Below are 12,147 nucleotides of genomic sequence, written 5' to 3'. Positions count from 1 at the left end.
GCCGTGTCAGGCGAAAGTATAGGCAGAGGGCCGCGTGGACCATTCAACGAGGGAAAGACGTTTCCGGCCCGGCGCGCGTTACCACGCGGCGGAAAAAGGTAGAACGCCGCCACCCGGCGGGGTGGCGGCGTCGCGAGGCGGGTTCCGGCTGTCGGGTCAGCCGACGACGGGCATCAGGCTGTGGTCGCGCACATAGCGGTCGAACTCGGTGAAGCCGCCGACATGGGTCTGGTCGACGAAGATCTGCGGCACGGTGTGGACCGGCTTGCCGATGGTCTTCTCCATGTCGGCCTTGGTGATGCCTTCCTGGTGGATGTCGACGTAACGAAAGCCGTCGATGGCCTTGGCGGCCTCGAGCCTTTCGGCGAGCTGTACGGCGCGCACGCAAAAGGGGCAGCCGGGGCGACCGAAGATGACGACGAACATGAGCGATCTCCTGGTGCTCGTCACGAGCACGGGCTAGGGGTCAAGGGGGAAGAAGGAAAGACAAATCGGGCCGCCATTGTGACCGATGGCGGCTATCCTGGCCAATAGGGCGGGGCTAGGCCACCGATTGCGGGGGACTATCGGCGGGCGGCCCCTGGCGTCAGGGGATGTCCAGCTCGCCACTGTCGGCGCGACGCAGCAGCTCGCCGAGCTCTCGGTGGATGCCCGGGCTCGTCACCAGCAGGTTCTCGCCGTAGAGGTCCTCGGGGATACCCTCGGGGCAGGGGTAGAGGTGTCCGGCGCGGGCGCCGGCCTCGCGGGCGATGAGCCAGCCGGCGGCGAAGTCCCAGGGCGAGACGCTCTCGTAGTAGGCATCGAGCCGGCCGCAGGCCACGTCGCACAGGTCCAGCGCTGCCGAGCCGTTGCGGCGCACGTCCTGGCAGTGGTCGAGCACCGCGGCGAGGCGTCGCATCAGCGGCGGGCGGCTGTCGCGGCGGTAGGGGAAGCCGGTGCCCACCAGGCAGCGTTGCAGGTTGCCGGTCTTGCTGGCCTGGATCGGCGCGTCATTGCACCAGGCGCCCTGGCCGGCGATGGCGGTGAAGGTCTCGTCGAGGAAGGGGGCGTGGACCACCCCGACCCGGACGCGGCCCTCGTGCACCCAGGCGATGGAGACGGCCACATGGCGAAGCCCGTGGGCGAAATTGACGGTACCGTCGATGGGGTCGACCACCCAGAGTGGCTCGGGCCGGTTCAGGTTGCTGCGGTCCGGGGCCAGCTCCTCGCTCAGTCGCGCTTCGCCGGCGAAGTGCTGCTGGAGGCGCTCGCTGATCCGGGTGTCGACCGCCACGTCGACGTCGGTGACCAGTTCGTGGCCCTGCTTGTAGCGGTGGCCGAAGGTCTGGCGGCTGCGGGCGTCGACGATCAATCGGCCCGCCTCCCGGGCGATGTCGACGGCGATCTTCAGGCGCTCGGCGGGCGTCATGGGCACTTCCTCATGGGGATGTCGCGGGTGATTGGGCCTGTTCATGCTAGCAGGTCGATGCGGCACTGCCGAACCTCGCCCCGGTCGGTATACTGGAGGTCGCGAAGGAGGAGACGATGCAGGCCCTGAGTCCCGAACAGTATGCCCGGCTGCGTGAGCTGGCCGGCACCTGGACCCGCTGCCATCTCAAGGCGGCCAAGCACGATGCTCGCTTTAACCCCAGGCTGACGGCCGACGCCCTCTGCTTCCGGTGCCAGGGCGAGTACTTGCTGGGGGCCCTGATCACGCCACTGTCGCTGTCGCTGGTGCTGTTGCCGGACGAGGAGTCGCCTCCGCCGCCGCCAGAGCAGGGCACCCGTCGCGTCTCGCTGCCCTCGGGCACCTACGGCTTTCGCGCCGAGAGTCTCGACGAGACCCTCTGGCTATGGCGCTGTGAGCTCCTCGACGACCTCTCCGATGTCGCCTCGAGGCAGGAGGCCAGCCGACTGGCCCAGCAACTGATGGAGCGGGTCATGGCGCCGGCGGCGCCCGGCGGCTGAGCTGGCGCCGGGCGGGCGCGCGCCTTATGCTGATGATCGGTCCCCCTCTCCGAGATGATCCGAACACAGCAAGGAGCCATGCATGACATCGTCTGCGACTTTCACTCCCCGCGTCGCCCTGGTCACCGGGACCAGCAGCGGCATCGGCGAGGCCGTGGTGCGTCACTTCTGCGAGCAGGGCCACCAGGTGCTGGCCGTGGACTTCAACCCGGCCGGCAAGGAGGTCGCTGAGAAGGCCGGAGCGGCCTTCTTCCAGGCCGACCTGACCGACGGCGAGGCCTGCAAGGCTGCCGTCGCCGAGGCGATCAAGCGCTTCGGCCGCGTCGATATCCTGGTCAACAACGCCGGTATCCAGCATGTGTCGCCCATCGAGGAGTTCCCCGAGGCGAAGTGGCGCCAGATCCTCGACCTGATGCTGACGGCGCCCTTCCTGCTCAGCCAGGCGGTATGGCCCTCCATGCGCGAGCACGGCTGGGGGCGCATCATCAACATCGCCTCGGTGCATGCCCAGGTGGCCTCGCCCGGCAAGTCGGCCTACATCAGCGCCAAGCACGGCATGATCGGCCTGACCAAGACCGCGGCGCTGGAGGGGGGCTCCCAGGGCATCACCGCCAACGCCGTCTGCCCGGCCTACGTGAAGACCCCGCTGGTGGACAACCAGATCGCCGACCAGGCGAAACTGCACGGCATGGACGAACAGGAGGTGATCGAGAAGGTCATGCTCAAGAACGCCGCCGTGAAGCGCTTGATCGCCCCGGCCGAGGTGGCCGAACTGGTGGCCTATCTCGCCTCGGACGCCGCCGGCGCCGTCACCGGCTCAAGCTACAACATCGACCTGGGCTGGACGGCGCAATGACCCGGAAAAGCCGCGGTTTCGGCCACCAGTCGATCTCGGGGGGCAAGGGTTAGCGCCGCACCGGCCGCTTCTGCAGCTTGCGCTGCAGGGTGCGGCGGTGCATGCCCAGGGCGCGGGCGGTGGCGGAGATGTTGCCGTCGTGCTCCTGGAGCACCTTCTGAATGTGCTCCCAGGTGATGCGGTGGATCGACGGCGGATGCTCCGCCACCTCGGCATCCGGGTCGCCCTCCTGCTTGAACAGGGCGGCGATCACCTCGTCGGCGTCGGCCGGCTTGCACAGGTAGTTCACCGCGCCGAGCTTGATCGCTTCCACCGCGGTGGCGATGCTCGAGTAGCCGGTCAGCACCACCACGCGGCAGCCCGGTACCACCTCGAGCAGCTCGGGCAGCAGCTTGAGCCCCGACTCGTGCTCGAGCTTCAGGTCCAGGGTGGCCAGTTCCGGCGCGAGTCGCCGAGCCAGCGACAGGGCCTGCTCGGCGTCGTGGGCCACCGCGACCTCGTAGCCGCGGCGGGTCATGGCACGGTCCAGCACATGGCAGAACATCTCGTCGTCATCGATGATCAGCAGGCGTTGTGCGGTCTCTTGCATGGGGGCCTCGCAGGGGAGTCGTCGAGCGCGGGTGGCGGCTCACTCCGTGGGTGCTCTTTGCGGCAGGGTCACCTCGGTGAGGGTCCCGCCTTCGGGATGATTGTACAGGCTGACGCCGCCGCCGAAGCGGTTGATGGTGGCGTGGGTCAGGAACAGGCCGATGCCCATGCCCTTGCTCTTGGTGGAGACGAAGGTCTCGCCGAGCTGGTCGGCGATCGACAAGGCTACCCCGGGCCCGTGGTCGCGGATGTCGATGATCACGTCGTCGGCGCTCCAGTCCAGGCGGATGGCGATATCGTCGGGATTGGCATCGGCGGCGTTGTTGAGCAGGTTGGTCAGCGCCTGGTCCAGGGTGGGGTCCACGGCAAGCCAGGGGCGGCCGCGGTGCTCGGCGACCTCGAGCCGATAGCCGACGTCGGGGCGCAGCACCAGCCAGCGCTGTATCACCTCGGCGAGCCACCGTTCGGCGTCGAGAATCTGCGGTTCGGCCAGGCGCCGCCGGTCGGCGCTGGCCACCAGGTGACGCAGCCGCGACTTGCAGATGTCGACCTGCTGGCGCAGCAGCTCCAGGTCCTTCTCCAGCGGCGGGTTGCCGCGTGCCTCCTCACGCATCTCGCTGAGCAGTACCGCCATGGTGGAGAGCGGCGTGCCGAGCTCGTGGGCGGTGCCCGCGGCCTGGGTCGCCACGGCCAGCACCTGCTCGTTGCGCAGCGCCGACTCCCGGGTATGCGACAGTGCCTGGTCCCGGCTGCGCAGGGCATGGGCCATCTTGTAGATGAAGAAGGTCACCAGTCCCGCCGAGAGGCCGAAGTTGAGCCACATGCCCAGCACGTGGAGGTTCAAGGGGCCGGTGGCATGCCCCTGGCCGAGCTGGGGCACCGGCTGGTAGAAGGCCATCAGGAACGTATAGGCCCCCATGGCCGTTCCGGCGATCGCCCAGGCATGACGCCAGGGCAGGGTGGCCGCGGCGATGGTCACCGGCACCAGGTAATAGGTGATGAAGGGGTTGGTGGAGCCGCCGGTAAAGTAGAACAGCAGGGTCAGGCCGGCCACGTCGGCCAGCAGGTGGACCAGGTATTCGTTGTGGGTGACGGCCCGGGGACGGCCCAGGCGCCACCAGGTCGCCACGTTGATCAGCGCCATGCAGGTGATCACCGCGATCACCGCCGGCACCTCGAGCTGGAAGCCGAGCAGCTCGATGCCGATGAGGATGGCAGCGAGGAAGCCGGTCCAGGTGATCCCTCGCACGAAGGTCAGGCGTACCAGGTTGCGGCTGGGGGTGGACAGCGGCAGGGGCAGGGCGGCGGGCATGGTCTCTCCACGGTTCATTGCCCGACGATGATAACCGATCACGCCCGGGGGCCGACACGCTCCCGAGCGCGGCCGCCAGAGTACGCCCGCCCGGCCGGTCGCGTGCACAGGGCTATGTAGCGAGTGGCGCCGGGGGCAGGCCGAAGAGGAGGTCCTACGCCAGGGGTGAGGAGCACTGCTCCGAACGGGCTGGCCATGGATGGCCAGCACCGGTCCTGCAAGCGAAGCGGGACGCGAGAGCGAAGCAGGGCGTCGGTAGCGCCCAGGGAGGGGTTTACAGCGCCTCCTCGCAGGCCTGCCGGCGGATCAGCCCCGAGCAATGCTGCTACTGCGATAGCCCTGGACGCGTACCGCGGCAGGGTGCAGGCCGCGGGCCCGACGCGTTATCATGGGTATCTCGGCTCCCGACACTGGGGCCCTTCCCTTCGAATCCTCAAGATCACATTCGAGTTCTGATCAGGCGGCATTGATGTCAAACCCCACCCTGGCCCGTGAAGTCGGGCTTCGACGCACCTTCGCGATCATCTCGCACCCCGACGCGGGCAAGACCACCATCACCGAGAAGATGCTGCTGTTCGGAAACGCCATCCAGCTGGCCGGCTCGGTGAAGAGCAAGCGCGCCGAGCGCCACGCGACCTCCGACTGGATGAAGATGGAGCAGGAGCGTGGCATCTCGGTGACCACCTCGGTGATGCAGTTCCCCTATGGCGGGCGCGTCGTCAACCTGCTCGACACCCCCGGCCACGAGGACTTCTCCGAGGATACCTACCGCACCCTGACCGCAGTGGACTCGGCGCTGATGGTGATCGACGGGGCCAAGGGCGTCGAGGCGCGGACCATCAAGCTGATGGAGGTGTGTCGCCTGCGCACCACGCCGATCCTCACCTTCGTCAACAAGATGGACCGCGACATCCGCGACCCCATCGAGGTGATGGACGAGGTCGAGACGGTGCTCGACATCCAGTGCGCGCCGATGACCTGGCCGATCGGCATGGGGCGCGGCTTCAAGGGCGTCTACCACCTCTACAACGACGTCATCCACCTCTACACCCAGGGGCAGGGGAGTCGCATTCCCGAGGACAGGCGCATCGAGGGGCTCGACAACCCCGAGGTGGACGCGGTGCTCGGCGAGGACCTGGCCGAGGAGCTGCGCATGGAGGTGGAACTGGTGCGCGGGGCCTCCCACACCTTCGACCACGCGGCCTACCTGCGCGGCGAGCTGACCCCGGTCTACTTCGGCACGGCCATGGGCAACTTCGGCGTGCGCGAGATGCTCGATGGCTTCGTCGAGTATGCCCCGCCGCCCCAGCCCCGCGAGACCGATACCCGCACCGTCGAGGCCGAGGATGGTCGCTTCACCGGCTTCGTGTTCAAGATCCAGGCCAACATGGACCCGAACCACCGCGACCGTATCGCCTTCCTGCGCGTCTGCTCGGGGAAGTACGAGAAGAACATGAAGATGCGCCATGTGCGCATCGGCAAGGACGTCAAGATTGCGGATGCGTTGACCTTCATGGCCTCGGACCGCTCCCAGGTGGAGGAGGCCTGGCCCGGCGACATCATCGGCCTGCACAACCATGGCACCATCCAGATCGGCGACACCTTCACCCAGGGCGAGGACATGCGCTTCACCGGCATCCCGCACTTCGCGCCGGAGCTGTTCAAGCGCGTGCGGCTCAAGGATCCGCTGAAGATGAAGGCGCTGCAGAAGGGCCTGCAGCAGCTCTCCGAGGAGGGGGCGACCCAGGTGTTCATGCCGCTGGACAACAATGATCTGATCCTCGGCGCCGTGGGGACCCTGCAGTTCGACGTGGTGGCCCATCGCCTCAAGGAAGAATACAAGGTCGACTGTGTCTACGAGGGGGTGAACGTCAATACCGCCCGCTGGATCTACAGCGACGACGCCAAGAAGCTCGACGAGTTCAAGCGCAAGGCGAGTACCCATTTGGCGATGGATGGCGGTGGCTACCTGACCTATATCGCCCCGACCCGGGTCAACCTGCAGATGACCCAGGAGCGCTGGCCGGAGATCCGTTTCCAGCCGACCAGGGAGCATTAAGGCCTTCGGCAGCGCCGAGTGACATTCATGTGCTTGGCCCTGTTTCGGGTCGACTGCAGCATATGCTGGCCGGCGCTTGGCACGTGCACAAGCGAACCTCATTCTTCAGGGATGAAGAATGGAGCGCCCAGGGAGGGGTTCACAGCGTGTGAGCGTTGCACGTGGCAAGGTCAGCCGGCCTTACTCGAAGGCTGTCTGGCCTGATGCCGAGGTATACCGTGAGCGATCTCGACCTGATCGACGCCCACTGCCACCTGGACTTCCCCGACTTCGATGCCGACCGCGAGGCGGTGTTGGAGCGGGCCAGGGCGGGGGGCGTGCGTCGTTTCGTGGTGCCGGCCACCACTCGTACCCGCTGGGCGGACGTGCTGGCGCTGGGCAGCCGCGATGACGTCGATATCTGCCTGGGGCTGCATCCCTGTTTCATGAATGAGCACGCCGAGGGGGCTATCGAGGCGTTGGCGCAGGCTCTCGACCAATATCCCGAAGTGGTCGCCGTGGGCGAGTGCGGCATCGATGCCCGCTTCGTGGAGACCCTCGACGCCCAGTGGCGGCTCTTCGATGCCCAACTGCGCCTGGCCAAGGCGCGCCGGTTGCCCGTGGTGGTCCACTGCGTGCGGGCCAACGACCAGGTCGCCAAGCGGCTGCGCCAGCTCGACCTGCCCGCGGGCGGGCTGATCCACGCCTTCGCCGGCTCACCGGAACAGGCGCGCAAGTTCCTCGACCTCGGCTTCAAGGTGGGGCTGGGCGGCGCGGTCACTCATGAGCGTGCCCAGCGGCTGCGCCGCGCCGTGGCCTCGCTGCCGAATGATGGCTATGTGCTGGAGACCGACAGTCCCGACATGCCGCTCGCCGGCCACCGGGGCGAGCGCAACGAGCCGTCGCGGGTGGCCGAGGTGTGCCGGCTGGTGGCGGAATTGCGCGGGCAGAGCGAAGAGGGGGTGGCGGCGGACAGCACCGCCACGGCCAGAGCGCTGTTCGGGTTGGATAGCGGCTGAGACCATGGGCGCACCCGCCATGTAGGAGCTCAGGTCCGCTGGGCGATTGCGGCGCGAAGCGTCGCCAGGCGGTCATCCGAACCGTCAGCGAAACCCGCCCGGGCGCCTGCGGCGCCAATCGCTCGGCAGAGCCGGGCTCCTACAGAGCCCAGTCCACCATGGTGCCTTACTTCGCCGCCAGGGCCTCCGGGTCAAGCCGCTCCAGCGGGTAGGGCAGCTTCAGCAGCTTGAGCTTCTGGCCGGCGACGCGCAGCGGCGGGGTCGGCTCCTTCGTGCTCATCACCGCCAGCACCTCGGCCTCGCCGTAGGCGTCCAGCTCGGCGGCCAGCACCTCGCCGAACGACTTGTCCTCGGCGTCGTGAATGGTGCTGCCGAGTTCGGGCAGCAAACTACCGTCGAGCTGGGCGCGCACCAGACGCTTCTTCACCTGGCCGCGGAAATGGGCCCGGGCTACCACCTCCTGCCCCGTGTAGCAGCCCTTCTTGAAGCTGATGCCGCCGAGTGCCTCCCAGTTGATCATCTGGGGCAGGTAGGCGTCGCGCTGGCTGGCGTCGAGCCAGGCCAGGCCGGCCTGGATGTCGTGCAGCCGCCATACCGCATTGCCCACCGGCGTGGCATGCTCGGCCAGGCGCTGCCAGGCCTCAGTGGCCTTCTCGGCGGGCAGGCAGGCCAGCAACCGGGGCCGCGGCCCTGGGTGGGCCAGCACCTGGATCTCGCCGTTGCCGGCCTGGTGCCAGGGTTTCGGCGGGATGACATCGAAGCGCACCTCGGCGAGGGCCGACGCCTCGCGGCCGATCAGCCCGAGCAGCACCAGGTCGTCACGCGCCTCGAGCTCCACCTTGTAGAAGGCGGCGAACTTCTTCAGGTGATCGGTCAGCGGGCCCACCAGGCTGCGATGCATCATCAGCCGGTAGCGTTCCGGCGCTACCCGCCACAGCTGGGCATTGGCCAGCATGCGCCCCTTGGGGGTACAGAAGCAGGTGAGGGGCGCGAACTCGCCGTCGGCCAGGGTCACCTGGGCGCTGGTCTGGCCCTGCAGGAATTTCTCGGCATCGTGACCCGTCACGTCCAGTACGCCGAGATGGGCCAGGGGCGTCATCACCGTGGCTTCCAGCGCCTGCCGAGCCGGCGCCGGCGACTCCTGCGATGCCGGATCGAACTCGACCCGGTCCTCGGCCTCCTGCCGGCCACCCAGGGTGGCGATCCACTCGTTCATTCCGGAGCTCCTGTCGTCGGTCTCGCTCGGTCGATGTCTAAGAGCCTGTCGGACTTAACGCTGATCTACTGCGACACCCGGGCTTTCGGCCAATTTCATTCGATCTGCTTCGTTAAATAGCCCGCTATTCGCTTCATCAGATCGATAAACTTGTCTCGAAATCCGTGTCTCTCGCGACGATCGGTCAAATCCGACAGGCTCCCGGTAGTGTAATGCGGGCGCTGTGGCGTCATTGCAACCGCTGCCGGAACGCCGTGGCCATGCTAGACTCGGGGTCTGTTCTCATGCATTCACGACAGCTTATGCATGTCGGGCCACGTGGAGAGGCCGCCATGGCGCACCAGTCGCTGAGCTTCAAGGGCGTCGACAACGCCGATCAGATCAACCGCATCACCACGGCATTGATGATGCTCGACGGCGTCGACAGTGTCGAGGTCGGTCGCCACGGCGCCGAGGTCGACGGGCGTGTGAGGCGCGAGGCGCTGATCCAGGCAGTGGAAGCCCTCAAGCTGCCCATCGAAGTCAAGTGACCAATACGAGGTCGATCCATGAAGAAGACCATCGAGGTCATCAGCGAACGCAACAGCATCCATCGCCAGCGGGTCGAGCTCGACGGCTTCGAGGATCTCTTCGTGGATGTGCCCCGGGGCTTGGGCGGCGAGGGAAGCGCGCCGGATCCCCATGACTACTTCGACCTGTCGCTGGCCGCCTGCAAGGCGATCACCGCCCAGATGTACGCCCGGCGCAAGCAGTGGCCGCTAGAGGGGGTGAGCGTCAGGATCAACCGCGACGACAGCGAGGAACGCAAGGGCACCTATCGACTCGAAGTGGTGATGAGCTTCCACGGCATCGTCGCCCCTGAGCGGTTGGCCCGGCTGGAGGAGATCAGCAACCGCTGCCCGATCCATCGGCTGATGACCAGTGCCACCGTGGAAGTCACCACCCGAACGGCCAGTACCGCCGAGGCCTGAGTCTGCCCGTCGGGATTCACCCTTGTGTCATCCCGGGCGTCGCAGCGGCGCCCGTCGCCTTCCCGGAGTCACCATGAGCAAGTCCTTTCGTCTGCAGTCCAGGTTCCAGCCCGCCGGCGACCAGCCCACGGCCATCGACGACCTGGTCAAGGGGCTGGAGGCGGGACTTGCCCACCAGACGCTGCTCGGCGTCACCGGTTCCGGCAAGACCTTCACCATGGCCAACGTGGTGCAACGGTTGCAGCGCCCGACCATCGTCATGGCGCCCAACAAGACGCTGGCCGCCCAGCTCTACGGCGAGTTCAAGGGGTTCTTCCCCGACAACGCCGTGGAGTACTTCGTCTCCTACTACGACTACTACCAGCCCGAGGCCTACGTGCCCTCGTCGGACACCTTCATCGAGAAGGACGCCTCGATCAACGACCATATCGAGCAGATGCGCCTCTCGGCGACCAAGGCGCTGCTCGAGCGCCGTGATGCGCTGATCGTGGTCTCGGTCTCGGCGATCTACGGCCTCGGTGACCCGGACCAGTACCTGAAGATGCGGCTGCACTTCACCCGGGGCGAGCTGATCGATCAGCGCTCCTTCCTGCGCCGCCTCGCCGAGCTGCAGTACACCCGCAACGACATGGACTTCAAGCGCGGTACCTATCGGGTGCGCGGCGACGTCATCGATATCTATCCCGCCGACTCCGACGAGGAGGCGGTGCGTGTCGAGCTGTTCGACGACGAGATCGATAGCATCAGCCTGTTCGATCCGCTGACCGGCGAGGTGCGCGGCAAGGTGCCGCGCATGACGATCTACCCCAAGAGCCACTATGTGACGCCCCGGGAGACGATCCTGGGAGCGGCGGAGCTGATCAAGGGCGAACTGGCCGAGCGCCTGGAGTGGCTGCGCCGGCACGACAAGCTGGTGGAGGCCCAGCGCCTCGAGCAGCGCACCCTCTACGACATCGAGATGATGCACGAGCTGGGCTACTGCAACGGCATCGAGAACTACTCGCGCTATCTCTCCGGCCGCAATCCGGGCGAGCCGCCCCCCACCTTCTTCGATTACCTGCCGCCGGATGCGCTGCTGTTCATCGACGAGTCCCATGTCAGCGTTCCCCAGGTAGGCGGCATGTACAAGGGCGACCGCTCGCGCAAGGAGACCCTGGTGGAGTACGGCTTTCGCCTGCCCTCGGCGCTGGACAACCGCCCTATGACCTTCCAGGAGTGGGAGTCGATCAGCCCGCAGACCATCTTCGTCTCGGCCACCCCCGGCCCCTACGAGGCCGAGCACGCCGGGCAGGTGGTGGAGCAGGTGGTGCGGCCCACCGGCCTGGTCGACCCGGAGATCGAGGTGCGTCCGGCGTCCACCCAGGTCGACGACCTGCTCTCGGAGATTCGCCTGCGTGCCGGTGTGGGCGAGCGGGTGCTGGTCACCACCCTGACCAAGCGCATGGCCGAGGACCTCACCGAGTACCTCGACGAACACGACGTGCGGGTGCGCTACCTGCACTCGGACATCGACACCGTGGAGCGGGTGGAGATCATCCGCGACCTGCGCCTCGGCAAGTTCGACGTGCTGGTGGGCATCAACCTGCTGCGCGAGGGCCTCGACATTCCCGAGGTGTCGCTGGTGGCGATCCTCGACGCCGACAAGGAGGGCTTCCTGCGCAACGAGCGCTCGCTGATCCAGACCATCGGCCGGGCCGCCCGCAACGCCCATGGCAAGGCGATCCTCTACGGTGACCGGACCACCGACTCGATGCGCCGGGCCATGGACGAGACCGAGCGGCGGCGCCACAAGCAGATCGCCCACAACGAGGCCCATGGCATCACGCCGCAGACCGTGACCCGCTCGGTGGCCGATATCCTCGAGGCCGCCCAGGCCCCCGGCAGGAAGGGCAAGGGTCGGAAAGCCGAGCGCAAGGTGGCCGAAGGGGCCGCGGTCTACGATCCCGCCGACCTGTCGCCCAGCGAGCTGCTCAGGGAAGTGTCCCGGGTCGAGGATGCCATGTTCGAAGCCGCCCAGAACCTGGAGTTCGAGGAGGCGGCGCGCTTGCGCGATCGCCTGCACGAGCTCAAGGAGCGTCAGCTGCTGCTCGGCACGGCCTGATCACCATGCCACCGTGGTTGGGGGTTTATACCGTTATCTTCATTCACGCCACTACCAGGACCATCGCTCCTTTGGAAGTAGAGCACTGCGGCAGGATGG

At 67.1% G+C, this 12,147-nt stretch carries 12 protein-coding genes; 7 read left to right on the top strand and 5 right to left on the bottom strand.

What is annotated here, in order from left to right; all coding sequences use genetic code 11:
- Positions 1-156: 156 nt before the first annotated feature.
- Positions 157-426 (bottom strand): GrxA family glutaredoxin, encoded by a 270-nt coding sequence (locus tag MKP05_RS07110; protein WP_110284891.1) that lies wholly within the window; start codon positions 424-426, stop codon positions 157-159.
- A 160-nt stretch (positions 427-586) separates the two neighbouring features.
- A complete protein-coding gene (locus MKP05_RS07105) occupies positions 587-1,408 on the bottom strand; it encodes an inositol monophosphatase family protein (RefSeq protein WP_240567668.1) in 822 nt (273 codons plus the stop codon).
- A gap of 116 nt (positions 1,409-1,524) precedes the next feature.
- On the opposite strand from MKP05_RS07105, the gene hybE reads away from it, so the two are divergent.
- The gene (gene hybE / locus MKP05_RS07100; RefSeq protein ID WP_240567667.1) at positions 1,525-1,947 is read left to right on the top strand and encodes a [NiFe]-hydrogenase assembly chaperone HybE; all 423 of its coding nucleotides are present in this window, start codon (positions 1,525-1,527) and stop codon (positions 1,945-1,947) included.
- Between the two features lie 82 nt (positions 1,948-2,029).
- Positions 2,030-2,803 carry a 3-hydroxybutyrate dehydrogenase gene (locus MKP05_RS07095; protein WP_110284888.1) on the top strand — a complete coding sequence of 258 codons (774 nt, stop codon included), beginning with the start codon at positions 2,030-2,032 and terminating at the stop codon, positions 2,801-2,803.
- Positions 2,804-2,852: 49 nt separating this feature from the next.
- On the opposite strand, the gene MKP05_RS07090 is transcribed toward MKP05_RS07095, so the two are convergent.
- Positions 2,853-3,392: a response regulator transcription factor gene (locus MKP05_RS07090; protein ID WP_240567666.1), complete on the bottom strand. Its 540-nt coding sequence runs from the start codon at positions 3,390-3,392 to the stop codon at positions 2,853-2,855.
- A 39-nt stretch (positions 3,393-3,431) separates the two neighbouring features.
- Positions 3,432-4,703 (bottom strand): ATP-binding protein, encoded by a 1,272-nt coding sequence (locus MKP05_RS07085; protein WP_240567665.1) that lies wholly within the window; start codon positions 4,701-4,703, stop codon positions 3,432-3,434.
- Between the two features lie 469 nt (positions 4,704-5,172).
- On the opposite strand from MKP05_RS07085, the gene MKP05_RS07080 reads away from it, so the two are divergent.
- The gene (locus tag MKP05_RS07080) at positions 5,173-6,762 is read left to right on the top strand and encodes a peptide chain release factor 3 (RefSeq protein WP_240567664.1); all 1,590 of its coding nucleotides are present in this window, start codon (positions 5,173-5,175) and stop codon (positions 6,760-6,762) included.
- A gap of 218 nt (positions 6,763-6,980) precedes the next feature.
- Positions 6,981-7,760 (top strand): TatD family hydrolase, encoded by a 780-nt coding sequence (locus tag MKP05_RS07075; RefSeq protein ID WP_240567663.1) that lies wholly within the window; start codon positions 6,981-6,983, stop codon positions 7,758-7,760.
- Between the two features lie 166 nt (positions 7,761-7,926).
- On the opposite strand, the gene ygfZ is transcribed toward MKP05_RS07075, so the two are convergent.
- Complete coding sequence (ygfZ, locus tag MKP05_RS07070; RefSeq protein WP_240567662.1) at positions 7,927-8,976, bottom strand: CAF17-like 4Fe-4S cluster assembly/insertion protein YgfZ; 1,050 nt, start codon at positions 8,974-8,976, stop codon at positions 7,927-7,929.
- A gap of 332 nt (positions 8,977-9,308) precedes the next feature.
- Here ygfZ and MKP05_RS07065 point away from each other — a divergent pair, with 332 nt between their 5' ends.
- The 3 genes from MKP05_RS07065 to uvrB all read left to right on the top strand — a co-directional run bounded on the left by MKP05_RS07065 (position 9,309) and on the right by uvrB (position 12,048).
- Entirely contained in the window at positions 9,309-9,506 is a 198-nt protein-coding gene (locus MKP05_RS07065) for a hypothetical protein (protein WP_110284882.1), read from the top strand.
- An 18-nt stretch (positions 9,507-9,524) separates the two neighbouring features.
- Entirely contained in the window at positions 9,525-9,947 is a 423-nt protein-coding gene (locus MKP05_RS07060; protein WP_110284881.1) for an OsmC family protein, read from the top strand.
- 73 nt (positions 9,948-10,020) lie between these two features.
- Complete coding sequence (gene uvrB / locus MKP05_RS07055; RefSeq protein ID WP_110284880.1) at positions 10,021-12,048, top strand: excinuclease ABC subunit UvrB; 2,028 nt, start codon at positions 10,021-10,023, stop codon at positions 12,046-12,048.
- Positions 12,049-12,147: the final 99 nt, after the last annotated feature.

It is taken from the genome of Halomonas flagellata, assembly GCF_022487945.1.
In the GTDB taxonomy this organism is placed as follows: Bacteria; Pseudomonadota; Gammaproteobacteria; order Pseudomonadales; family Halomonadaceae; genus Halomonas; species Halomonas flagellata.
The sequence above is the reverse complement of the archived record's forward strand: the minus strand, read 5'-3'. Positions and strand labels throughout refer to the sequence as shown.